Annotated in this window: 20 protein-coding genes; 12 read left to right on the top strand and 8 right to left on the bottom strand. The window is 73.0% G+C overall.

Annotation, left to right across the window (positions count from 1 at the left end; all coding sequences use genetic code 11):
• Positions 1–17: 17 nt before the first annotated feature.
• From rapZ to whiA, 3 genes are read left to right on the top strand one after another with little or no spacing between them, the layout of a single operon-like run.
• Positions 18–875, top strand: a complete 858-nt coding sequence (rapZ, locus tag ACH54P_RS13645) for an RNase adapter RapZ (protein ID WP_489916422.1) — start codon at positions 18–20, stop codon at positions 873–875.
• Between the two features lies 1 nt (position 876).
• Complete coding sequence (locus tag ACH54P_RS13640; RefSeq protein ID WP_489912748.1) at positions 877–1,869, top strand: gluconeogenesis factor YvcK family protein; 993 nt, start codon at positions 877–879, stop codon at positions 1,867–1,869.
• Entirely contained in the window at positions 1,869–2,861 is a 993-nt protein-coding gene (gene whiA, locus ACH54P_RS13635) for a DNA-binding protein WhiA (RefSeq protein WP_489912747.1), read from the top strand. The genes ACH54P_RS13640 and whiA overlap by 1 nt, the downstream gene beginning before the upstream one ends.
• Here the strand turns inward: whiA and ACH54P_RS13630 are convergent.
• Positions 2,827–3,468, bottom strand: coding sequence for a hypothetical protein (locus tag ACH54P_RS13630; RefSeq protein WP_489912746.1), 642 nt, complete (start codon positions 3,466–3,468; stop codon positions 2,827–2,829). The genes whiA and ACH54P_RS13630 overlap by 35 nt on opposite strands.
• Positions 3,469–3,647: 179 nt before the next feature.
• Here ACH54P_RS13630 and ACH54P_RS13625 point away from each other — a divergent pair, with 179 nt between their 5' ends.
• On the top strand, positions 3,648–4,664 hold the full coding sequence (locus ACH54P_RS13625; RefSeq protein WP_489912745.1) for a glucosyl-3-phosphoglycerate synthase: 1,017 nt from the start codon (positions 3,648–3,650) through the stop codon (positions 4,662–4,664).
• A 1-nt stretch (position 4,665) separates the two neighbouring features.
• On the opposite strand, the gene ACH54P_RS13620 is transcribed toward ACH54P_RS13625, so the two are convergent.
• Positions 4,666–5,535, bottom strand: coding sequence for a sterol desaturase family protein (locus tag ACH54P_RS13620; protein ID WP_489912744.1), 870 nt, complete (start codon positions 5,533–5,535; stop codon positions 4,666–4,668).
• A gap of 69 nt (positions 5,536–5,604) precedes the next feature.
• On the opposite strand from ACH54P_RS13620, the gene ACH54P_RS13615 reads away from it, so the two are divergent.
• Positions 5,605–6,213, top strand: coding sequence for a TetR/AcrR family transcriptional regulator (locus tag ACH54P_RS13615; protein ID WP_489912743.1), 609 nt, complete (start codon positions 5,605–5,607; stop codon positions 6,211–6,213).
• Between the two features lie 223 nt (positions 6,214–6,436).
• On the opposite strand, the gene ACH54P_RS13610 is transcribed toward ACH54P_RS13615, so the two are convergent.
• Complete coding sequence (locus tag ACH54P_RS13610; RefSeq protein ID WP_489912742.1) at positions 6,437–6,943, bottom strand: hypothetical protein; 507 nt, start codon at positions 6,941–6,943, stop codon at positions 6,437–6,439.
• Positions 6,944–7,095: 152 nt separating this feature from the next.
• Between ACH54P_RS13610 and ACH54P_RS13605 the strand changes: the two genes are divergently transcribed.
• Positions 7,096–7,464, top strand: a complete 369-nt coding sequence (locus ACH54P_RS13605; protein ID WP_489912741.1) for a hypothetical protein — start codon at positions 7,096–7,098, stop codon at positions 7,462–7,464.
• Between the two features lie 48 nt (positions 7,465–7,512).
• On the opposite strand, the gene ACH54P_RS13600 is transcribed toward ACH54P_RS13605, so the two are convergent.
• The 3 genes from ACH54P_RS13600 to ACH54P_RS13590 form a co-directional block, all read right to left on the bottom strand.
• Positions 7,513–10,074 carry a PQQ-dependent sugar dehydrogenase gene (locus tag ACH54P_RS13600; RefSeq protein WP_489912740.1) on the bottom strand — a complete coding sequence of 854 codons (2,562 nt, stop codon included), beginning with the start codon at positions 10,072–10,074 and terminating at the stop codon, positions 7,513–7,515.
• Between the two features lie 209 nt (positions 10,075–10,283).
• Positions 10,284–11,132, bottom strand: a complete 849-nt coding sequence (locus ACH54P_RS13595) for a coproporphyrinogen III oxidase (RefSeq protein ID WP_489912739.1) — start codon at positions 11,130–11,132, stop codon at positions 10,284–10,286.
• Positions 11,133–11,170: 38 nt separating this feature from the next.
• Positions 11,171–11,608, bottom strand: a complete 438-nt coding sequence (locus tag ACH54P_RS13590) for a PPOX class F420-dependent oxidoreductase (protein WP_489912738.1) — start codon at positions 11,606–11,608, stop codon at positions 11,171–11,173.
• A gap of 142 nt (positions 11,609–11,750) precedes the next feature.
• Between ACH54P_RS13590 and ACH54P_RS13585 the strand changes: the two genes are divergently transcribed.
• Genes ACH54P_RS13585 through ACH54P_RS13570 form a run of 4 tightly spaced genes read left to right on the top strand, consistent with a single transcriptional unit; the run spans position 11,751 to position 19,313 of the window.
• A complete protein-coding gene (locus tag ACH54P_RS13585) occupies positions 11,751–13,208 on the top strand; it encodes a hypothetical protein (RefSeq protein WP_489916420.1) in 1,458 nt (485 codons plus the stop codon).
• The gene (locus ACH54P_RS13580) at positions 13,208–14,008 is read left to right on the top strand and encodes a hypothetical protein (protein ID WP_410669302.1); all 801 of its coding nucleotides are present in this window, start codon (positions 13,208–13,210) and stop codon (positions 14,006–14,008) included. Before ACH54P_RS13585 ends, ACH54P_RS13580 begins: the two co-directional genes overlap by 1 nt.
• A 26-nt stretch (positions 14,009–14,034) precedes the next feature.
• On the top strand, positions 14,035–18,486 hold the full coding sequence (locus tag ACH54P_RS13575) for a coiled-coil domain-containing protein (protein WP_489912737.1): 4,452 nt from the start codon (positions 14,035–14,037) through the stop codon (positions 18,484–18,486).
• 38 nt (positions 18,487–18,524) lie between these two features.
• A complete protein-coding gene (locus ACH54P_RS13570) occupies positions 18,525–19,313 on the top strand; it encodes a TIGR03620 family F420-dependent LLM class oxidoreductase (protein WP_489912736.1) in 789 nt (262 codons plus the stop codon).
• Here the strand turns inward: ACH54P_RS13570 and ACH54P_RS13565 are convergent.
• Complete coding sequence (locus ACH54P_RS13565) at positions 19,310–19,792, bottom strand: YybH family protein (protein WP_489912735.1); 483 nt, start codon at positions 19,790–19,792, stop codon at positions 19,310–19,312. The two genes, ACH54P_RS13570 and ACH54P_RS13565, sit on opposite strands and share 4 nt — an antisense overlap.
• Positions 19,793–19,827: 35 nt before the next feature.
• Here ACH54P_RS13565 and ACH54P_RS13560 point away from each other — a divergent pair, with 35 nt between their 5' ends.
• The gene (locus ACH54P_RS13560; RefSeq protein WP_489912734.1) at positions 19,828–20,172 is read left to right on the top strand and encodes an ArsR/SmtB family transcription factor; all 345 of its coding nucleotides are present in this window, start codon (positions 19,828–19,830) and stop codon (positions 20,170–20,172) included.
• Here ACH54P_RS13560 and ACH54P_RS13555 read toward each other — a convergent pair.
• Positions 20,153–20,797, bottom strand: coding sequence for a LysE family translocator (locus ACH54P_RS13555; RefSeq protein ID WP_489912733.1), 645 nt, complete (start codon positions 20,795–20,797; stop codon positions 20,153–20,155). The two genes, ACH54P_RS13560 and ACH54P_RS13555, sit on opposite strands and share 20 nt — an antisense overlap.
• Before the next feature lie 106 nt (positions 20,798–20,903).
• On the opposite strand from ACH54P_RS13555, the gene ACH54P_RS13550 reads away from it, so the two are divergent.
• Complete coding sequence (locus tag ACH54P_RS13550) at positions 20,904–22,085, top strand: winged helix DNA-binding domain-containing protein (RefSeq protein ID WP_489912732.1); 1,182 nt, start codon at positions 20,904–20,906, stop codon at positions 22,083–22,085.
• Positions 22,086–22,545 lie beyond the last annotated feature (460 nt).

The raw sequence follows: 22,545 nt of genomic DNA, 5'->3' as shown, positions 1-22,545 counted from the left end.
AAATCCGCGGGTCCGGCATGGAGGTCGCGGTGGTGTCGGGGCTGTCCGGCGCGGGCCGCAGCACCGCGGCCAAGTGCCTGGAGGACCTGGGCTGGTTCGTCGTCGACAACCTGCCCCCGGAGCTGATCGCCACCATGGTGGAGCTGGGCGCGCAGGCGCGCGGCGCGATCACGAAGGTGGCGGTGGTGATGGACGTGCGCTCGCGCGCGTTCACCGACGACCTCGCCTCGGTGATCAAGGATCTCGACGCCCGCGGCTACAAGCCGCGCGTGCTGTTCCTGGAGGCGACCGACGCCGTGCTGGTGCGGCGGTTCGAGGCGGTCCGCCGCGGCCACCCGATGCAGGGTGACGGCCGGCTCGCCGACGGCATCACGGCGGAGCGGACGCTGCTGGAGCCGCTGCGCGAAGAGGCCGACCTGGTCCTCGACACGTCGTCGCTGTCGGTGCACGACCTGCGCGCCAAGATCGAGGACGCGTTCGGCTCGGAGGCGAGCACCCAGACCCGGGTCACCGTGCTGTCGTTCGGCTACAAGTACGGCCTGCCGATGGACGCCGACCTGGTGATGGACGTCCGGTTCCTGCCGAACCCGTTCTGGATCCCGGAGCTGCGCGAGCACACCGGGCTCGAGGGCGAGGTCCGCAACTACGTCCTCTCGCAGGAGGGGGCCGAGGAGTTCCTCGACCGCTACCACCAGCTGCTGCGGCTGATCGGCGCCGGCTACAAGCGCGAGGGCAAGCGGTACCTGACGCTGGCCGTCGGCTGCACCGGCGGCAAGCACCGCAGCGTGGCGCTGTCCGAAGAGCTCGCCCAGCGTCTGTCCAATGAGGACGGAATGGCCGTGAAGGTGGTGCACCGCGACCTTGGTCGTGAATAACGTGCGCGCGGTCGCCCTCGGGGGCGGCCACGGGCTGCACGCCACGTTGTCCGCGGTGCGGCGGGTGACCCCCGACGTCACGGCGATCGTGACCGTGGCCGACGACGGCGGATCGTCCGGCAGGCTCCGGCGCGAACTCGGGCTGCTGCCACCGGGCGACCTCCGGCAGGCCTTCGCCGCCTTCGCGGCGGAGGACGGCGGCACGCTGTGGGCCGAGGTCTTCCAGCACCGCTTCGGCGGCGACGGCGCGCTGGCCGGCCACGCGGTGGGGAACCTGCTGCTGGCCGGCCTGTTCGAGGTGCTCGGCGACCCGGTCGCCGCGCTCGACGAGGCCTGCCGCCTGATGGGCGTCTCGGGCCGGGTGCTGCCGATGTCGCCGGAGCCCCTGGAGATCGAGGGGGAGGTCAGCGGGCTCGACAGCGAGGACCCGGCGGCGCTGCGCACGATCCGCGGCCAGGTCGCCGTGGCCTCGACGCCGGGGCAGGTGCGGCGCGTGAGCCTGCACACGCCGGGCCGCCCGGGGCGCCCGCCGCAGGCGTGCGTGGAGGCGGTCGACGCGGTGCTCGCCGCCGACGTCGTGTTCCTCGGGCCGGGCTCGTGGTTCACCAGCGTCCTGCCGCACCTGCTCGTGCCCGGGCTGCACGACGCACTGGTGAACACGGCCGCCACGAAGGTGCTCGTGCTCAACCTTGTCCCCCAGCCGGGGGAAACCGCGGGATTCTCCCCGGAGCGGCACCTCGACGTACTCTTCGAACACGCGCCCGATCTGCGGGTCGACGCGGTGATCGCGGACCGCGATTCCGTCCCCGACCCGGCGAATCTCCGCCGCGCGGCGGAACGGCTGGGCGGGCACGCGCACCTGGGGGCGGTCGCCGACCCCGAAGTGGCGGGACGGCATGATCCTGATGCGCTCGCGCGGTGTTTGCGGGAGGCTCTCGGTCTCGGCAGGGGCGGGGAGCACGGGGGAGGAGCGAAAGGCAGGGAGGGGCAGTAATGGCGATGACCGCCGCGGTGAAGGACGAGCTGAGCCGGCTGGAGATCACGAAGATCGGGCCGCGCCGGGCGGAGGTCGCGTCGCTGCTTCGCTTCGCCGGCGGCCTGCACATCGTGGCCGGCCGGGTGGTCGTGGAGGCGGAGCTGGACACGGGCTCGGTCGCGCGACGGCTGCGCAAGGAGATCCACGAGCTGTACGGCCACCATTCGGACGTCCACGTCATCACCGCCAGCGGCGGCCTGCGCAAGGGCACCCGCTACGTCGTGCGCGTGGTGAAGGACGGTGAGGGCCTGGCCCGGCAGACCGGGCTGATCGACCAGCGCGGCCGCCCGGTGCGCGGGCTGCCCGCGGCCGTGGTCTCCGGCGGCGTGGCCGACGCGGAAGCGGCGTGGCGGGGCGCGTTCCTCGCGCACGGTTCCCTGACGGAACCGGGCCGCTCGTCGTCGCTCGAGGTGACCTGCCCCGGCCCGGAGGCGGCGCTGGCGCTCGTCGGCGCTGCGCGGCGGATGGGCATCCAGGCGAAGTCGCGCGAGGTCCGCGGGGCCGACCGGGTGGTCGTCCGCGACGGCGACGCGATCGGCGCGCTGCTGACCCGCCTGGGCGCGCACGCGAGCGTGCTGCAGTGGGAGGAACGCCGGATGCGCCGCGAGGTCCGCGCGACGGCGAACCGCCTGGCGAACTTCGACGACGCGAACCTGCGCCGCTCGGCCCGCGCGGCGGTGGCCGCGGCGGCCCGGGTGGAGCGCGCGCTGGAGATCCTCGGCGACACGGCCCCGGACCACCTCCTGGCGGCGGGCAAGCTCCGGCTGTCCAACCGGCAGGCGTCGCTGGAGGAGCTGGGCCAGCTGTCGGACCCGCAGATGACGAAGGACGCGGTCGCCGGCCGCATCCGCCGCCTGCTGGCGATGGCCGACAAGCGGGCGAAGGACCTGAACATCCCGGACACCGAGTCCGCGGTCACGCCCGAGATGCTCGAGGAAGAAGACGCCTGACGAGGTCCCGCAGCCACGGTTCGGCCATGGCGGGTTCGCGGCTCATGGTCCGCGCGAGCCGCTCCCGGACGGCCGGGGCGCGCCCGGCCTCGACGATCGCGACCGCTTCGGCCGGCGCCCGGCGGGTGTGGTCGTCGCGGGCGGGCGACCGGACGTCGCCGTCGGCCCAGAGGTCCCGGCCGAACGAGCGGGTCAGCTTCCGCCGGTGGCCGGCGAGGGAGCCGAACGCCCCCGGCTCGACGGAGACGTTCCGGATCGTCAGGTCCCGCGCCCACTCGACGTGCTGGTGCCACCGCCGGGTGTTCGGGCTGGTGCGGGTGCGCCGGGTCAGGCCGGTGATCCGGACCCGGCGGAGAACGGCCGGCCAGCCGGCGCGTTCGCCGCGGCGCAGTCGCGCAGGATGCCCCGCAGCTGCCCGAACGACCGGCCGGGACCCCCTTGCGAGCGCGGCGGGGCTCAGCCCGCGCGCAGCTGCGAGCACCTTCGCGGCGCAGTCGGTCAGCTCGCCGAGGAACCACAGGTCGGGCCCGGGGACGCCATCGAGCGGGGAGCCGAGGTGGCCGGGCCGCACGAGGTCCCACCGGAACGGCCGGTTCGGTTCGGGCACGGGTGGTCACTCCTCCGGTTCGCCGCGAGCCTGGAGCGCGCGGCCGCCGCCGGTCAGCCGGTTTTGCGCGTCGCGCCGTTAACGGGAGGCGCCACTTCGTAACACCCCGGTAGCACCCCCGCGCGACCGCCGAAACGCGGTGCCTCGAACCTCGAAGGCGATCGAGGGAAGGGGAAAGCATGCGCAACGCACGCCTGCAGGTGTCACCTGAGGTCGGCACCTGGCTCACCCGGCGCAGCAGCAAGGCGGGGGACCGGAGCACCGCGGACCTCGTCGCGGCCAAGCGCGGCACGACGGTCTCGGTGGTGATCCCGGCCCGGAACGAGGAAGCGACCGTCGGCGCGATCGTCACCGCGATCCGCGAAGAGCTCCACGAGCGGCACCGCCTGGTCGACGAAATCCTCGTCGTCGACAGCCACTCGACCGACGCCACCGCCGAGGTCGCCGTCGCGGCCGGCGCGCGGGTTGTCGCGCAGGACGCCGTCTTCCCCGCCCTCGACGGGCTGCAGGGCAAGGGCGAGGCCCTGTGGAAGGGCGTCGCGGCGACGACCGGTGACCTCGTCGTCTTCGTCGACGGCGACCTCTACGACTTCACCACCGACTACGTCACCGGGCTCCTCGGCCCGCTGCTCACCGACCCGTCGGTGGCCTACGTCAAGGGCTTCTACCACCGCCCGCTCAACGGCGCGGCGGGCAGCGAGCCGGAAGGCGGTGGCCGGGTCACCGAGCTCGTGGCGCGGCCGCTGCTCAACATGTTCTGGCCCGAGTTGTCCGGCTTCATCCAGCCGCTGGCCGGTGAGTACGCCGGCCGCCGCGAGGTGCTGGAGAGCATCCCGTTCGTCGTCAACTACGGCGTCGAGATCGGGCACCTCATCGACCTGCTGGAGCTGCGCGGGCTCGACGCGCTCGCGCAGGTCGACCTCGGCCACCGCGTGCACCGGCACCAGAGCACGCAGGCGCTGGGCCGGATGTCCGGGCAGATCATGCAGACGCTCTTCGACCGCCTGGAGCGGCACGGCCGCCTGGTCACGGCGATCCCGCCGGCGACGCTGCTCGCGCAGTTCCAGCGCGGGGCGTCGGCGGACGGCGTCGAGCGCGAACTCGTCCTGACCGACCTGACGTCGCCGCAGCGCCCGCCCCTGGACAGCCTGCCGGCGGCGATCCGGCCGGAGAACGCGCTGCAGCGCACCGCGTAGGTCACCCGGCGGGCGCGAGCGCGCGGGCGGGCTCCCACCCGGGCGGCCCGAACACGTACCCCGCGCGCTCGCGCCACGTCCGGGCCTCGCGCAGGTCGCGCAGGATCGAGCCGTACTCGTGGAAGCCGACCTTCAGCAGGTTGTGCGTGCCGATGTTCTTCGTCAGCCCGTACGTCGGCCGCTTGCCTTCGGGCACGAAGCTGCCGAACATCCGGTCCCAGACGATGAGGATGCCGCCGTAGTTCGCGTCGAGGTATTCGGCGTCGCTGCCGTGGTGGACGCGGTGGTGCGACGGGGTGTTGAAGACGTACTCGAACCAGCGCGGCAGCTTGCCGACCTTCTCGGTGTGCACGAAGAACTGGTAGACGAGGTCGATCGACAGGCCGGTCAGGATCATCCACGGCGGGATGCCGCCCAGCGCCAGCACCGACCAGAACGGCAGCTGGAAGTACGGGGTCCACTTCTGCCGCAGCGCCGTCGAGAAGTTGTAGTGCTCGCTCGAGTGGTGCACCTGGTGGCCGGCCCACAGCAGCCGCACGCGGTGGCTGGCCCGGTGGTAGGCGTAGAACACCAGTTCCTGGCCGAGCAGCATGAGCACCCACGTCCACCAGTCGCGCGGGTCGAGCCGCACGGGCGCGAGTTCGAACAGCGCCGCGAACACGACCAGCATCACCAGCCGGAACAGGGCGTTGACCCCGACGGCGACCGTGCCCATCAGCATGCTCGTCCGCGTGTCGGCGACGCTGTAGCCGACCACGTTGTCGTCGTGGCCGAGCACGTGCACCGCCACGATTTCGATCGCCACGAACAGCAGGAACACCGGAATCGCGAACAACACGGGGTCGCGCAGGTGCGCGAGGAACTGGGCCACGTCGCCTCCTTGATCTGACCGTACGGTAACTTACCCCAGGGTCACTTTACGCACGGTAGGCTCTCGGGCGTGACGGAGTCAAGGGCGGTCGGGACCAAGGGGATGCCCCGCGAGGAGCGCGAGGCCCAGCTCGTCGTGGCGGGCACCGAGGAGTTCGGCCGCGCCGGGTACTCGGGCGCGTCGATGGTCGAGATCGCGCGCCGGGTCGGGGTCACGAAGCCGTTGCTGTACCAGTACTTCGGCTCGAAGGACGGGCTCTACCTGGCCTGCCTGCACCGGGCGGGCGACCGCCTCACCGAGGGTGTCGCGACGACCATGGCCTCCGGCGGCGAGCCCGACCAGATGCCCCTGAAGGTGCTGTCCGCGATCTTCACGACGTTCGACCACGACCGGTACGCGTGGCGCCTGCTGCGCGACGCGACGGTCCCGGCCACGGGCGACATCGCCACGGCGGCCGCGGACTACCGGCGCCGCCTGGACGCCTTCGCCCTCCTCGGCGCGACGCAGCTGATGACCTCCCGCGGCCTGGCGGACCCGGTCGACATCGAGGCGATCGCCCAGGTCTGGACCGGCGTGGTCGACTCCCTGATCAGCTGGTGGATCGACCGCCCGGACGAAGACGCCACGGCGATGACGGCACGCTGCGCCCGCATCATGGACCGGCTCTTCGGCTGGTGACCCCGCCCGGCGTGCGCAGCTTCCGCGCGAAGCCGCTGGGTGAGCCACCGCGACTTCACGCGGGTCCGGGACGCCGGCCACGGGGCTCGGTGTGAGCCGTCGCCCAAGCTAGATGGGCGCGCCCGGCGCGCGAAGCCGCGAGGAGCCGCCGCCGGGTGACCCGCCGCGACTTCGGCCGGGTCCGGGGCGTCGGCCGCGAGTTCGGTGTGCGCCGCCGCCCGGGCTAGGTGACCCCGTCCGGCGCGGGCAGCTTCCGCGCGAAGCCGTGCCAGTACGCGGCGGCCGCGCTGCGCTGGCGGACGACCGCGTCGGGCGCGGGCGGCGCGGGCCAGAACTGCAGCAGGTAGCGCTCGGCACCGTCGCCGGAGTCCATGCCCGTGCCGCTGTAGCGGACGCGGTAGTCGCCCGGGGGCAGCTCCAGGTCCCACCAGTCCTCGCCGCCCCAGGTCACCAGCCTTGCCGGGCCCGCCGCGCGGAACGGCGCCTCGACGACGTCCTCCCCGCCGGCGTCGGGCGGCTCGGTCTCGTGCACCTCGGCGGTGAAGCCGACCTCACCGGTGTGCAGGCCGGTCAGCAGGAACAACGTCCCCGTCACGGCGGCGCCGCACAGCCCGTTGCGCTGACCGGCGAAGCACGCCGAAAGATCGCCTTCGAACGGCTCGCCGCCCTCGCTCTGGACGTAGATCTGTCCATAGTGGACGGGCACCTCGCCGTGGACCACGGTTCGCATGCCGGCCAGCATGGCAGAAAAGCACCGATGGTGCTTTTGTCCGTTATTCTGGGTACGGAGAGTGGCATCCGCAGATTGCCTCCCCGGACGGCGTAGCGAAACCGGCCTCGTTCGCGATTAATCAGGGAAGCCGTCCCGTCGAGAGGTGCCCGATGCCCGAACCCGCCACTCCCGTCCCGGCCGATCCCCGCCTCGCCGCGCGGTTCACCGAGGACCTGCTCGACGGCTGCCGGGTCCTGGCCAAGGACTACGGCTACCGGCCCGCCCAGTTCGAGCGCATGGTCCGCGAGCACGGCGGCGTCGAGGCGGCCCGCCTGCTGCTGCGCGGCGCCGGGACCGCCGGCGGGTTCACCGTGCTCTGGGAGAAGAACCAGCTCGGCCGCAGCTCGGAGGCGACCATGCTCCGCGCGGAGTACTCGGCGCTGTTCACCTCGGACGAGCTCCTGCTCGCCCGGCGGCGGCTGGAGGAACACGGCTTCGACGTCGACGCACACCTGCGCGGTCTCGCCGAACAGGGGTGAGGGCGGCAGGGGTGACCGGCGCCGCTCCGGTCACCCCTGCCGCGGCTTTCAGGCGGCCGCGCTGGACTTCCCGCGCAGCACGACGTTCGCCGCCGACGCGCCCTTGATCGCCGTCTCGATCTGGGCCATCGTCGAGGACGAGGTCAGGCCGGGAACCGTGGCGGTGGTCAGGGCGTAGAGCGTGAACGTGTACGGGTGGCTCGAACCGCCCGGGCAGGGGCCGAAGTACTTCTGCGCGTTCGCCCCGCTGCCCATCGCCTTCTGTTTCGCGCCGCCCTGGTTCGGGACGGTGTAACCCGCGCCGAGGCCTTCCGGCAGGGAGCGGGCCGACGCCGGGATGTCCCAGATCGCCCAGTGCAGCTTGTTGCCGCTGTTGGCGACGTCGGCGAACACGACGGCGTAGCCCTTGGCGCCCTCGGCGGCACCCCACGCGAGCGGCGGCGACGGGTCCTGGCCCGCCGTGCCGTCGCCGGCGCAGGTGTACTTGTCCGGGATGGTGGCGTTGTCGGCGAACGCGGAACTGGTCAGCTTGAACCCACCCGGCGTCGAGCCGCCGGGGAACTTCAGCCGCACGATCACGTTGTCCAGCACCGACGGCGTGCCGCCGTTCTTGTCGTTGTTCGTCGAGGTCAGCCACAGCCCGCCGTCCGGGGACTTCGTGACCGAGCGCAGGCGGCCCCAGCGGCCGGAGAACAGGGTCGACACCGTGCCGACGCCGGTGCCCGCCGCGTTGATCTGCGTGGCGAACATCTGCTGCCCGGTCACCCCGGCGATGTAGATCCAGTCGTTGACGATCTCCAGCCCGCTCGGCCCGGCCTGCGAGGTGGACCACGTCTTCTTCGGGGCGATGAAGCCGCTGCAGCTGCCCTGCGTGCCTTCGCAGCTCGGCCAGCCGAAGTTGCCGCCCTTCTGGATCAGGTTGAGCTCGTCCTGGCTGCTCTCGCCGAACTCCGCCGCCCACAGCTGGCCGCGGGAGTCCCAGGCCAGGCCCTGCGGGTTGCGGTGGCCGTAGCTCCAGACGTACCGGGCGTTGCCGCCGGTGGCGTAGAACGGGTTGTCGCCCGGCGCCGAGCCGTCGGGGTTCAGCCGGAGGATCTTCCCGTTGAGAGAGCTCTTGTTCTGCGCGTTGTCGCTGTTCTTCGCGTCGCCCACGGTGGCGTACAGCTTGCCGTCCGGGCCGAACTTGATCCGCCCGCCGTTGTGGTAGCGGTTCTTCGCGATCCCGGTGAGCACCGGCGTCGACGTCGAGGACAGCGTGGTGCCGTCGTAGGTCATCTTCACGATCCGGTTGTCGCCGGATGCCGTGTGGTACAGGTAGATCGCGTGGTCGGACGCCCAGTTCGGCGAGATCGCGAGGCCGAGGAGGCCGCCTTCGCCGGACGTGGTCACCGCACCGGGCACCTTGCCCAGCGTCGTCTTCTGGCCGGACGGCGTCACCAGCAGGATCTCGAACCGGTCCCGCTCGGTCACCAGCGCGTTGCCGTTCGGCAGGAAGTCCACCGACCAGCCGAGGTCGACCTTCGCGATGTCCTTGTCGTACTCGGGGATCCCGCCGCCGCCGGTCGCCGCGGTCTTCGCGGTGACGGCGTTGCTGGCGGCCGAGCTGTTGCCGTCGGGGTCCCGCGCCTTGACGGTGAAGGTGTAGGAGGTGTTCGGGCTGAGGCCCGTGACCGTCGTGCCCAGCGACGTCGTCGTGGCGACCTTCGTGGTGCCCTGGAAGACGTCGTAGCCCGCGACCGTGCCGCTGTTGTCCGTGGAAGCGTTCCACGCCAGGGAAACGCTGTTCGCCGTGACCCCGGTGGAGCGCAGGGAGCCCGGCACGCTGGGCGGGGTGGTGTCGTTGCTCGGCGGTGTGGTGAAGGTGACCACGTTGCTCTGCTGCGACGGGTTGCCCGCGGCGTCGAACGCGCCGACGGAGATGTCGTAGGCCGTGTTCGGGGTCAGGTTGTCCACGGTCGCCGTGGTGGTGGTCCCGTCGACGGTCTTGAGGATGTTGCCGCCGCGGTTGATCTCGTAGCGGACGACGCCGACGTTGTCGGTCGCGGCGGTCCAGCTGAAGGTCGCCGCGGTGGGCAGGATGTTGCTCGCCTTGAGGTTCGACGGCGGCGTCGGCGGTTCGGGATCGACCGGCGCGGTGAAGGTGTCGGTGAGCTTGTCCGCGTTCGGGCCGCCGTTGGCGGTGGTCGCGGTGGTGCGGACCTTGTTGACGCCGGCGGTCAGCTGCACGGTCGCGGTGACCGTCTTCCACGTCGTCCACGCGCCGGTGGCGGGGAAGTCGACGGTGCCCTTGTCGCCGCCGTCGACGGTGAGCTTCACCGGCCGGTTGTCGGTGGTTCCGTTGGCGTAGCGGAAGGTCAGCGTGTGCGTGCCCGCCTGGGCGGCGTTCACGGAGTATTCGACGTAGCTGCCGGCGACGTTGTCGAAGTTGACGAACCCGGTGCCGGAGTAGCCGGCGTGGTTCGATTCGACGGCGCCTTGGGAAACCACGGCGGATTCGGATTCGTAGTCGGTGTCCGCGGCGAAAGCGCTTACCGGGCTGACCGCGGTCAGGCCGAGCGCCGCGACGGCGGTACCGGCCAGGACCACGCGCCACGGTGGACGGGGTGCCACTGGGAGCCTCCTGCGTGGGTCGGGGGACAGGGGGTGACCGGGGCGGAACGGGACGGCGGACCACCGGAGTAATAGTTAGGAAAGTTTCCTATCTATGGGACAGATCACACACCCTCCGAGCGGGCCGTGTCAATACCGGACACGACGGCTCACCCACCGTGAAAATGCTTTCCCGCTGAGCGGGGCGGAGGCGCCCGGACGGCGCAGCGTCAGCCTGCTGCCACCGGCGTTTCGGCCGCCCAGTCGCGCGGGACGAGGAAGGCGGCCAGCTCCGCCTCCGCGCTCCCCGGCTCGGGCGTGCACCCCGACTCCCACCGCGCGAGCGGCGGCAGCGCCATGAGGATCGCTTCGGGGTCGGCCCGCCGCGCCGTCGCGGCGTCGCGGACGAGGGCGAACTCCACCGACCGGCCACGGCGGTGGAGCTGCCACTGGCGCTCGCGCTCGCCGTGGGGCAGGGACATCCGCCGCCGCACGATCGGGAGGTACGCGGGCGCGAGCGCGGCGATGCCCGCCGCGGTGAACGCGGCCGCGCGCCGCCAGCCGTCCGGGCCCGGCGGGCGCAGGTGGTCGAAGACGATGCCGCCGATCCCGCGCGGCTCGTCGCGGTGCGGCAGCCGGAAGTGGTCGTCGCAGGCCCGTTTCGCCTGCGCGTGGAACGCCGGGTCGAACGTGTCGCAGTAGTTCTTGAGGACCCGGTGGAAGTGCGTCGCGTCTTCGGCGAAGCCGTAGCACGGCGCCAGGTCCACGCTGCCGGCGAACCACCACGCGCTCCCGGATTCGCAGTACCGGAACTGGGCGTGGAAGGCCGGGACGTACGGGTTGCGCGGGTGGATCACCACCGCCAGCCCGGCCGTGAAGCGGTCGCCGTCGTCCACGGCCGTGGAGCGGACGCCGGCGCGTTCGAAGACGTCGCCGTTCTCCAGCAGCCGGGTCTGGCCCCCACTGCCTTCGGAGCGGCCGAAGCGGGCTCCGCCCAGCCGTTCCAGCTCGGCGACCAGCTCCCGCCGGCCGGAGTTCATCATCGCCTTGACGGCGTCGCGTCTGTCCCCTGAAGGCATGCCCCCACCCCCGGAGGCAGATTACCAGCGAACGGCGCTCAGCCGGCGATCTCGGCCCGCGCGATCACCTTGGTGATCTTCGCCCGGACGAGGGATTCCTCGGGGACGGCGTTGCGCTTGCCGTACTCCTCGGCCCGCTCGGCACCCATGTACCGGCCGCCCAGCTTCGTCGCCCACGCGAGCATCTCGTCGTGGTCGTGGGTGAGCCGCGCCTCCGCCGTGAACTGCACGTACGAGTACGGCGGCTCCTGGTCGTCGACGACCAGGGAGATCCGCGGGTCCCGGGCGATCGCCTTGCCCTTGAGGGTCTCGGTGCCGGTGGTGAAGACCAGCTCGTCACCGTCCGGGGTCTCGTCGAGCAGGAACCAGATCGGGGTGACGATCGCGGCTCCGCCGGCCCGGACCAGGCCGAGCTTGCCCGTCCGGGTGCCCTCGGAGGCGAACTTCCACCACTCTTCGCGGCTCATCTCACGCATGAGGGGGACGTTAACGCAAACGCTGCGACGCGTCAGCGTCACCTTTGAGGGTGGTGGTGGGGGCATCGATGGAGTCACCCGCGCGTGCGCAGACAGTGGCCGACTAGCCTGGCCTGCTGTGCGAGACGACGACAGGGCCGCCATGGGACTGGCCGACGAGGGGCTGACCCGCCGCCTCAAGGCGCTGGCCTGCACCGCGCCCCTGCACGACCTGGACGCGCGGAAGGCGAAGCTCGACTGGGCCGACGCCACGATCTACCAGATGGCCGAGATCGCGCTGCACACGATCGACCAGGTCACCATCGCCATGGACTTCGACACCGGCGCCGGCCACGACGAGGTCATCGACCGGCTGCTGCCCTTCATCGCCCAGCAGGCGCCGTCGCGGATGCCCGAGGAACACGTCCGCGTCGCCAAGTGGGTCCTGGACAACCTGATCAACGTCGGCACCACCGAACGCGGCTTCCGGCGCGTCTACGGCTCGGTGGGCCCGGGCGGCTACCAGCGGCGCCAGTTCGACTTCAAGCTGCTCGTCGAGCTGGCCGCCCGCGACGGCGAGGTCTACCTCCGCGCCACCGACGAGGCCATCAACGTCCTCGTCGGCGCCCTCGACACCGACGTCGAGTCCGCGCAGATCGCCGCCGAGGTCAAGCTCGAGAACCTCATCGCGCGGGGTCGTCTGGCCGACGCGAAGCTCGCCGCCGAGCAGGCCCGCTACCGGACCGTCCAGTACGGCGAAACCCTGCGCGCGAAGCTCGACGCCACCCGCCGCGACGTCCGCTCGGTCGACTGGGAACGCGAGGTCCCGGAACTCCTCGACAGCGCGCTGAGCCACATCGAGGCCCGGTTCCGCGCCGAGAACGCCATCCTCAAGAACATCACCACCGCCCGCGACGAAACCGAGGACCTCGACCGCAAGCGCCGCGCCGCCGAACTCGTCGACATCGTCGGCGACTGCATCCGCCGCCACACCCGCCTGCAGTCCCGGCTCGCCGACGCGGGCGCCGTCTTCCGCGCCGAACAGGACCGCCAGCAGTTCTCCGGCCCACCCCAGCGCGCCACGCTCGACCTCTTCGGCCAGCTCCTCGTCCCGACCCTCGGCCTGCCCCTGGCCGACGCCGTCGCCCCCGTCGAACACTTCTTCCACGCCGCCGCCGGAATCACCCCGCCGGTCGTGCCGTCCCTGTCGGCGCTCGTCTCCCTGCTGCTGCGCCCCGCCCCCGAACGCGACCAGCTCGTCGGGGAGATCCCCGAACCCGAGCTGATGCCCGCCGAGGTCACCGACAAGTTCGGCGACGACGTCTGGCGCGCCGCCGACGAACTCCTCGACCTGCCGGAGGTCCCGCGCCGGCTGTCCGGCCTCCTCGAAGAAGCCCGCCGCAGCCGCCAGCCCGGCCTCCCCGCCCTGGTCGCGCTGCGCGCGGTCCACGCCTACAGTCCCGGAGTCGGCGCCGCCCGGCGCCAAGGCGACCGGCAGGTGCTGGTCGCCGTCGACGACGGCACCCTCCTCGACGACCCGGACTTCGGCGGCGCCGACCTGCTGCTGTCCACCGCCGCCGTCGAGCGCGCCGACGAAGAAGAGAACGAGGAGGTCGCGTAATGGCGCTGTCCCACAGCAGCGTGGACGCCGAGGCCGCGGCCCGGCTCGTCGCCTTCGGCATGCGGCCGAAGCAGCTGCCCGCCCGCGACGTCGTCTACGGCGACCTCGTGCGCCGCTACGGCGAGGACAACGCGTTCAAGGCGCTCACCCACGCCGTCGCCGCCGGGCTCGGGCTGATGGTCCTCGAGGTCAACCAGCAGGCCGGCGCCGTGCTCGCGGCCACCGACGAGTCCGTCTTCGAGATCAAGATGGACTCCTACGCCCGGCAGGCCAAGATCCGCGAGCGCCGCGAGACCGAGAAGGTGCTGCACGGCCTGATCCACCTCGCCACCGCCGCGCTCGGCTACCCGCGTCCCGACGACCTCGCCAACGACACCTACATCGGCCGCGTCAGCGTCGAGCAGGTCGACGCGATGGTCCGCGAAGCCGCCCGCATGCTCGACGAACGCGCCGCCGCGGCCGAGGCCAACAACGACCCCCTGGCCGACGCGCCCGAGCTGGAACAGGCCTGGCGCGCCTACGCCCGCCGTCCCGCCGCCGCGGCCACCAAGGACGGCCGCCTCGCCGCCGACACCACCCGCGGCATGGTCAGCCGCGCCCTGCGGTTCCTCGCCGACCAGGGCTTCCTGGTCCCCGTGAGCGACGAGCAGGGCGGCACCTACCGGACCACGCCGCGCTACCAGATCCAGGTCCGCGAACTCGCCGCCGACGCCGCCTTCGACGACTTGCTCGCGCTCGACGTCGTGGCCGTCGCGAACGCCGGGGGCACGCTGCGCGCGACGTCTTCGGACACCCTGTAGTTGAGACCTGCTGTAGAGGGGAATCGATGTACGAGCTTTCGCGGGTCCGCCTGCACTCGGTGGGCCCGGCGGGTGCCCGCTACCAGGACGTCGTGCTCGACTTCAGCGGCGTCGGCGCCAAGATCACCGCGCCGCAGCAGGACGCGCTGTTCAGCGCCGGCATCCACGCGACCGGCCCGGCCGAGCTGCGCCGCCCGTCCCCGGCGAGCGTGCTGTTCCTCGAGAACGGCGGCGGCAAGTCCGTCCTCATCAAGCTGATCTTCTCGGTCATGCTGCCCGGCCGCCGCCAGGTCGTCGGCACCACCAGCACCAAGGTCCTGGAGAAGTTCGTCGCCGCCAAGGACGTCTCGCACGTCGTCCTGGAGTGGCTGCACGTCGAAAGCGGCCACCGGATCATCACCGGCAAGGTGTCGGAGTGGCGCGGGCACGTCGTGTCCGCCGACTCCGAGAACCTCGTCGACTCCTGGTACTGCTTCCGCCCGACCGCCGCGCTCGGCCTCGACTCCCTGCCGATGACGCAGGACGGCCGGCTGCTCACCATGTCCGGCTTCCACGACAAGCTCACCGCGGCCCAGCTGGCCGAACCCGAGCTGGAACTGTCGTGGACCCGCCGCCACCACGAGTGGACCGGCCGCCTGGACGGTCTGGGCCTCGACACCGAGCTGTTCCGGTACCAGCGTGCGATGAACGCGGGCGAAGGCGAGGCGGCGGACGCGTTCGCCTTCGGCACCGACGACGCGTTCGTCGAGTTCCTGCTGCGCGCGGTCATCTCCGAGGACGAGCCGAAGGACCTCGCCGAGGTCGTCGCGACCTACGCGCACAACCTGGCCCAGCGCGGGGACCTCCTCTCCGAACGGGACTTCGTCGCCGGCGCGCTGGAGCTGCTGGGTCCGCTGGCCGCCGAAGAAGGCGTCGCGGCGGAGTCGCGGAAGATCGCCGAAGCCGCGAAGGCCGACATGGCCGGGCTGGCCGGCCGGGTCGTCGCGCGCAACGAACTCGAGAACGCGCGGCTGTCCGGGCTCGAAGACCACGTCGGCGAGGTCAAGACGGCGGAGAAGCTCGCCGAGGGCGACCACCGGCGGCTCGCCGCGGCCGTCACCGAGCTGCGCCGGCTCGTCGCGGTGCTGCGCCTGGACGAGGCCCAGGAGGTCCGCAAGCGCGTCGACGCCGAACTCGCTTCGGCGAAGACCGAGGCCGAGGCCTGGCGCGAGACGGCGACGGTCCTCAACCAGCTGAACGCGGCCCGCAAGGCGAAGGACCTGCGGGAACTCGTGGGAAGCCGCGAGGAGAAGGCGCGCCCGGCGTTGCAGGCGCGCAACGACGCCGCCTCGGCGCTCGCCCGCGGGTTGCACGCCCTGGCGCAGGACGCCCAGCGTCAGGCGGACAAGGCCGAGGCGCACGCGGGCGCGTTGCGCGCCGAGGCGGAGAAGGCGCAGACCGAACGCGACGAAGCCGCGAACCTCGCGGCCGCCCGGCGCGCGGAGGCCCGCGGGCTGACCGCGCGGATCACCGAGCTGCGCGAGGAGGTCCAGAACGCCGTCCGCGCCGGGCTGCTGGCCTCGGGCGCCGACGTCGCCGAGGCTTCCCGCGCCGCCCGCAGCGCCGCCGAGGCGGCCACCGCCGAACTCGCGCGGCGGGAGCAGGAACTCGACCGCGTCGCGGCGGATCTCCAGGCGGCGCAACGGGCCGTGAACGAGGCGCACCAGCTCGCGGGGACCACCCAGGACCGCTTCGAACGCGCCACCGAGGACCTCGACCGCGCCCACCGCCGCACCGACGCGCTCGCCGCCGAAGGCCGCCTGGTCGAGCTGCTCGGCGCGGACGACGTCGCGTTGGAGAGCGACCTGCCGGTGCTGCTGGAACGGCTGCGCGAGGCGAGCGCGGCCGTCGAGAAGGAGCAGACCGCGCTGCGGATGGAGGAGTCCGCCGACGAGCGGGCCCTGGCCGCGCTGGGGTCCGGCGGGCTGCTGCCGCCGCCGGAGGACGTCCAGGCCGCCCTGGACGCGCTCGAGGAAGCCGGGATCACCGCGTGGTCGGGCTGGCGCTATTTGTCCAAACTGGACGCTTCGCGGCGCGCCGAGGTGCTGGAAAGCCTGCCGCAGCTGGTGTCCGGGGTGCTCCTGAACGACGCCGCGCACGCCGATCGCGCCCGCGAAGTCCTCACGAAGCGGCGGCTGCTGCCGAGCGCGATCATCGCCGTCGGCACCACCGAAGCGCTGCAGGCCGAGGTGCCCGCCGCGCCCGGCGTCGAGTTCCTCGTGCCGCCGAACCCCGCGATGTACGACGAGGAAGCCGCCGACGCCGAGCGCGAAGCCGTGGCGCGGCGGCACACCGAACGGCAGCGGCGCCTCGAAGCGTTGTCCGCCAAGCTGTCCGCGGACGGCGCGCTGACGTGGAAGCTCACGACGTGGCGCGAGGACTACCCGCCCGGCGCCATCGCGACCCTGGCCGAGCAGGCCCAGGCGGCCCGCACCGCGCGGGAGACCGCGCGGACCGCCCTGGAGCAGGCCGAGGCGGAATTCGCCCGGTTGAGCGAGAAAACGGCGTCACTGCGTGAGCGCGTCCCGGAGCTGCGGGCCGCCGCGGCCGAGGCGGAGGAACGCGCCCGGCGGCTCGGCGAGCTGGGCACCCGCAGCGCGCGGATCGCGGAGTGGACCGAAGAGGTCGAGCGCGCCACCGAGATCGCCGAGCGCGCCGACCTGCAGGCCGCCGACGCCGCGGGCCACGCCGCGCGGCTGCGCGCGCAGGCGGGGGAGGAGCAGCGCACCGCCGACGGCCACCGCCGGACCGCGACCACCGCGCGCGCCGAACTGGCCGAGGTGCCCGGAGCGGCCGACGCCGCCGACGGCTCGGCGCCGCCGGAGCCGGTCGACGCGCTGCGGCGGGCCTATCTGTCGGCGTCCGAGTCGTACGCGAAGGTCGAGGTCGGCAGCGACCTGCGGAGCGAGCTGGAGCAGGCCGAGTCCGCCGAGGCGGCCGCGGGCTCGGCCGTGGAGTCGTTGGACGAGGCGGTCCGGGCCCGGGCGGCCGAACTGCTGGAGACGCCCGACGGGTCCGACGCCTCCGCCCGCGCGGCCGCGTTGGCGCGCGCCCGCCGCGTCGTCGACGGCCTCGAGGACGAGCGCACCGAAGCGATCGGGCTCGTCTCGACGCGGCGCGCCGAGCTGGACGCGCTGCCGCTGCAGAACGGCGTCAACGGCGAGAAGCCGCGCGACATCGAGCATGGCCTGGAGCTGATCGACGCGGCCGGGCTGGAGGCGTCCGCCGCCGCCCGGAAGTGGGAAGAGCTGCAGGAACGCCGGGCCGCGGCGGAGGCGACCCTGGAGTCGGCCCGCACCTCGGCGTCCGGGTTCTCGCTGCTCGCGGAGTCGATGGCCCACCTGGTGACCGACACCGACGCGGCCGCCTACGACGGCGACGTCGAGACCGCGCGCGCCCAGCACGCGCGGCTGAACGCGACCTTCGCCGAAGCCCAGGAAGCCGCCGACGCGGGCGACCGGCGGGTGCGGGCGGCCGCGGACCAGCTCGCGCAGTACGCGACGGAGAAGCGGTTCGAGAAGCTGAGCACGCCGGTGCGGCAGCAGGTCATCTCGGTCAAGCGCGACCAGCTGCCCGCGCACGCCGCCGAGTGGGCGGAGGCGCTGCGGCCCCGGCTGCGGTCGCTCACCGACGACCTCGCGCAGATCGACCGGCACCGCGGCGGCATCATCACCCGCCTGCAGGGCATGGTCGACGGCGCGCTCCGCACGTTGCGCTCGGCGCAGCGCGTCTCGCGGCTGCCGGACGGCCTCGGCGACTGGTCCGGGCAGGAGTTCCTCCGCATCCGCTTCACCGAGCTGGAGGACAACGCGCTCACCGAGAAGCTCGGCGAGGTCGTCGACGAGGCCGCCGTGGGCAAGACGGCGGACGGCCGTGACGTCAAGCGCGACGGGCTTTCCCTGGTGCTGCGCGGGGTCCGGGCCGCGGCGCCCAAGGGCTTCCGCGTCGACATGCTCAAGCCGGACTCGGTGCTGCGGACCGAACGCCAGCGCGTCTCGGAGATCCGGGACGTCTTCTCCGGCGGCCAGCAGCTGACCGCGGCGATCATCCTGTACTGCACCCTGGCGGCGTTGCGGGCCAACAACCGCGGCAAGGTCCGCAACCGGCACTCGGGTGTGCTGTTCCTGGACAACCCGATCGGCCGCGCGTCGGCGGGCTACCTGCTGGAGCTGCAGCGGGCGGTGGCGGAGGCGCTGGGTGTGCAGCTCATCTACACGACGGGCCTGTTCGACGCGGGCGCGCTGTCGGAGTTCCCGCTGATCGTGCGGCTGCGCAACGACGCCGACCTGCGGGCGGGCCGGAAGTACCTCTCGGTGGATTCGACGATCCGCAACTCCCTGGAGGGCCTGGGCGAGCCCGACGGCGTCGCCCGGCTTTCGGCGACCCGGATGTTCTCGCGGCCCGCCGGAGATTCCGCCGAGGACGAACAGACCGCCTGAACCGGAACATTTCCGCGCGTCTCGAGGTTGCCCGGCGCATGACGAACCTGGGGCCGTTGGGCGCGGCGCTGAACACGACCGGAGCGGAGGCCGTCGCGGCCGCCGCCGAACTGGAGGAACTGGGGTACGCCGCGCTGTGGCTGCCCGGCGGCCAGGGGAACAACCTCCCCCTGATCGCCGACGTGGTCCACGGGACGGCGAAGATCCCGGTGGCCACCGGCATCATCCCGGTGGACCGGGTGCCGGCGGCCGAGGTGGCCCGGGCGTACGCGGACCTGCCCGCCGGCCGGTTCGTCGTCGGACTGGGCGGGGCGCACGGCCCGCGGCCGCTGGCGACGCTCAACGACTACCTCGACGAGCTCGACGACACCGTGCCGGCGTCCGCGCGGATCCTGTCCGCGCTGGGCCCGAAGATGCTGGAGCTGGCGCGGGACCGCGCGGCCGGCGCCTACCCGTACCTGGTCACCACGGATTACGTCGCGTCCGCGCGCGAGATCCTCGGCGCGGGGCGGCAGCTCATGGTGCTGCTGAACGTCGTCGCCGAGACCGACGCGACGGCGGCCCGGGAGGCCGTCCGCGCGGGTTCGCTGCCGTTCCTGACCCGCGTGCCCGGGTACGCGAACAACCTCCGCCGCATGGGTTTCACCGGCTCCGACGTCACGGGCCTGTCGGACCGGCTGGTCGACGGCGTCACGGTGTGGGGTGACTTCGACACCGTCGTCTCGCGGCTCCGGGAGTACCGGGCCGCGGGCGCGGACCAGGTTGTCGTCCCGGCCGGTGACCTGCCCCGCGAGTGGTGGCCGCGGCTGGCCGAGGCGCTGGCCTAACCGCGGAGGGCGGCCTGGTACGCGGCCAGGGCGCCGGCGTCGTCGATGCTGCCGTGGTGGTGGACCTGCACCCAATGACCCGCTTCGTAGGCGAAGAACCGCGTCGTGCGGATGCTCAAGGGGACGGCTTCGGTCACGCGGTACTCGCCGGTCTCACGGCCGGCGAACACCGCGTGGCCCTCGCCGGAGTACTCGACGATGTCGCCCAGCGTCACGGTGACCCGGGCCGGGCCGTGGAAGACGCGCTCGTACAGCGCGGTGATCGCTTCGCCGCCGCGGAGGATGCCGCCGAGGGGGTTGTTCAGCTGGGCGAGCGGATCGTTCGTCCAGACCCGGCGGAACACTTCGAGATCGCGCTGGTTGAAGGCGTAGTAGAAGGATTCGAGCGCGGCCAAAGCGCCTTCGCGGCCGGGTTGCGCGGCCTCGTCCAGGCGGTTGCGCGCGTCGGGGCCGAAGGTGGCTTCGAGGTGTCGGGGCACGGTTGCTCCTAGAGTGTTCGACGGAGGTCGACCGGATGAGTGTACGACAATCATCGAACAGTGCGCGGGCGCGCGGGCTGACCCACGTGCGGCCGGCCGAGGTTTCCCTGCAGGACGCGCTGGCCGCGGTCGCGGACCCGGTGCGCCGCAGCATCCTGCGCGAGCTGGCCTCCGTGCCGGAGTGGACGAAGGCGTGCGGCACGTTCGACCTGCCGGTGACGAAGGCGACCCGCAGCCACCACTTCGCGGTGCTGCGCGCGGCGGGTCTGATCGAGCAGCGCGACGAAGGCCCGCGGCGGCTGAACCGCCTGCGGCGCCCCGAATTCGACGCGGCCTTCCCGGGGTTGCTTGACCTGGTGCTCAGTCACCCCGGCCGGTGAAGGCGAGGGTCGTGCCGAGCCCGATCATCACCAGGCCGCCGGTGCCGCCCACCATTTCCAGGCGCCGCGGCGAGCGGGCGAACCAGGCGCGGGCGGTCCCCGCGACGAGGGCCCAGGCGCTGTCGGTGGCGAGGGCGATCGCGGGCAGGCAGAGCCCGAGCACCAGCATCTGCGCCGGCACCGAGCCGGCGGCCGGGTCGACGAACTGGGGCAGCAGCGCCGCCAGGAACACGATCGACTTGGGGTTCGCGAAGCCGACGACGTAACCGTCGCGCAGGACGGTGAGCACGCGCCCCGGCGTGCTGCGCACCTTCGCGGCCATGGCGTCGGTGAGCTTCCGGCGGTGCCGGAACGCCTGGACGCCCAGGTACACCAGGTAGACCGCGCCGGCGACCTTGATCGCGGTGAACACCGCCGCCGACGTCGTCACCAGCGCGCCGAGGCCGAACGCGACCGCGACGACCTGGGTGTACACGCCGGCGGAGTTGCCCACGACGGTGAGCAGGGCGTCGCGCCGCCCGACCGTGAGCGCGCGGCTGATCGTGAACAGCACGCTCGGCCCGGGGACCACGACCATGAGGAACGTCAGCGCGGCGAACGCCGCGAAGTGCGCACCGGAGACCATGCCGCGAGCGTAGGCGTGCCTCCTGCCGTCGACCAGCGGTTTTCGATTCCCGTTGCGGCGCAACGGATGCGACGTTCTTGTCGGTGCGGGGTGGTAGGAAAGGCGGGTGCCTCCGAAAATCAGCACCGACCAGCGCCGGGCCCGCCTCGCCGCCCGTCACCACCTGGCCGCCCCCGCGGCCACGGTGGCGGACGCCGTGGCCGGGGTCGTCGCGCTGCACGCCACCGACCCGGCGACCGTCCACCTCTCGGCGTGCGCCCGGCTCGCGGCGCCCGCCGTGGCGTCGGTCGAGCGCGCCCTGTACGAAGACCGCACCCTGCTGCGGCTGCTCGGCATGCGCCGCACGGTGTTCGTCACCGGCCTCGACACGGCGGCGCTCGTGCAGGCCGGCTGCTCCGCGGACATCGTCGTCAAGCAGCGGAAGCTCCTCGAGCAGCACCTGGGGCAGCAGGGCCACCCGGAGAACGTGCCGGAGCCGGGCAAGTGGCTGGCCGACGTCGAAGCGGCGGTCGAAGCGGCGTTGCGGACCCTGGGCTCGGCGACGGCGCAGCAGCTGAGCGAGGCCGAGCCTCGCCTGCGCCAGCAGCTGCTGATGGCGGCCGGGAAGCCGTACGAGGCGATCGGCAACGTGACGAGCCGGGTGCTGTTCCTGCTGGCGGCGGGCGGCCGCATCGCGCGCGGCCGTCCCCGCGGCAGCTGGATCAGCACCCAGTACGTCTGGCACCCGCTCGACGAGTGGATCCCGGGCGGGCTGGCCCCCTGGGAGCCCGACGCGGCACGGGTCGAGCTGGCCCGGCGCTGGCTGCGCGCGTACGGCCCGGCTCCCGTGACGGACCTGCGCTGGTGGACGGGCTGGACGGCGGGCCAGACGAAGAAGGCACTGGCCGTACTGAACCCGGCGGAGGTCGACCTCGACGGCGTGGCCGGGGTGGCCCTGCCGGACGACCTGGAGCCGGTGCCCGCGGCGCCGTCGTGGGTGGCGCTGCTGCCCGCCCTGGACCCGACACCGATGGGCTGGCAGGACCGCGACTGGTTCCTCGGCCCCCACCGGCAGGCCCTGTTCGACCGCAGTGGCAACATCGGCCCGACGGTCTGGCTGAACGGCCGTGTGGTGGGCGGCTGGGCCCAGCGTCAGTCGGGAGAGCTGGCGTTCCGCCTGCTGGAGGACGTGGGCACGGAGGCGAAGGCGGCCATCGAGGCAGAGGCGGCCCGCTGCACGGAGTGGTTCGGCGAGGTGCGGGTGACGCCCCGGTTCCGGACCCCGCTGGAGCGCGAACTGGCCGGTTGAGGGGAGTGGGGAGGTCCGGCGGGGTGGGGGCATGGCATGTCCATCGGGTGCGCGGAGCGGGGGTCCGGAACCAGCGGCGCTCGTCCGGCGGGGTGGGGCACGATCGTCCCCCGGAGCATCGGCGGCTCCGGCGGGCGAGCGAAGCGGCCTCTCCAGCCGTCCCCTCCGGGCCGCGCGTCCGCCGAGGCGCTCGTCCGGCGTGTCCCGGCGCGGCTGGTCCGGCCGGTCGCTGGATCGGTCGAGTCATCGACCTCACGCCCGCCCCGAGTCCGTCCTCCGAAACCCCGTCCGAGCCCCCGCCGCCCGCCCTCCGGGCTGAATCGCTCAAGTCACCACCCGGCCCCGCCCCGGCTCCCGCCGCGGAACCCGCACAGCCAGCCGGAACCGGTACCAGCGCCCGAACCTCACCCCCGACCGGTCCGCCGTGGTCCGCCCCGGAAACCACCCGCCGCGAGCCCTC

The organism is Amycolatopsis sp. N2S4-7, from assembly GCF_058119595.1.
This window is presented reverse-complemented; position numbering and strand designations above follow the sequence as displayed.

Bases quoted from the DNA above. Each gene is read 5' to 3' on its own strand.
- ACH54P_RS13560 (WP_489912734.1), top strand. From the start codon at position 19,828: ATGAGTGTACGACAATCATCGAACAGTGCGCGGGCGCGCGGGCTGACC.
- whiA (WP_489912747.1), top strand. From the start codon at position 1,869: ATGGCGATGACCGCCGCGGTGAAGGACGAGCTGAGCCGGCTGGAGATC.
- ACH54P_RS13590 (WP_489912738.1), bottom strand. From the start codon at position 11,608: ATGCGTGAGATGAGCCGCGAAGAGTGGTGGAAGTTCGCCTCCGAGGGC.
- ACH54P_RS13605 (WP_489912741.1), top strand. From the start codon at position 7,096: ATGCCCGAACCCGCCACTCCCGTCCCGGCCGATCCCCGCCTCGCCGCG.
- ACH54P_RS13595 (WP_489912739.1), bottom strand. From the start codon at position 11,132: ATGCCTTCAGGGGACAGACGCGACGCCGTCAAGGCGATGATGAACTCC.
- ACH54P_RS13555 (WP_489912733.1), bottom strand. From the start codon at position 20,797: ATGGTCTCCGGTGCGCACTTCGCGGCGTTCGCCGCGCTGACGTTCCTC.
- rapZ (WP_489916422.1), top strand. From the start codon at position 18: ATGGAGGTCGCGGTGGTGTCGGGGCTGTCCGGCGCGGGCCGCAGCACC.
- ACH54P_RS13610 (WP_489912742.1), bottom strand. From the start codon at position 6,943: ATGCGAACCGTGGTCCACGGCGAGGTGCCCGTCCACTATGGACAGATC.
- ACH54P_RS13585 (WP_489916420.1), top strand. From the start codon at position 11,751: ATGGGACTGGCCGACGAGGGGCTGACCCGCCGCCTCAAGGCGCTGGCC.
- ACH54P_RS13575 (WP_489912737.1), top strand. From the start codon at position 14,035: ATGTACGAGCTTTCGCGGGTCCGCCTGCACTCGGTGGGCCCGGCGGGT.
- ACH54P_RS13580 (WP_410669302.1), top strand. From the start codon at position 13,208: ATGGCGCTGTCCCACAGCAGCGTGGACGCCGAGGCCGCGGCCCGGCTC.
- ACH54P_RS13570 (WP_489912736.1), top strand. From the start codon at position 18,525: ATGACGAACCTGGGGCCGTTGGGCGCGGCGCTGAACACGACCGGAGCG.
- ACH54P_RS13625 (WP_489912745.1), top strand. From the start codon at position 3,648: ATGCGCAACGCACGCCTGCAGGTGTCACCTGAGGTCGGCACCTGGCTC.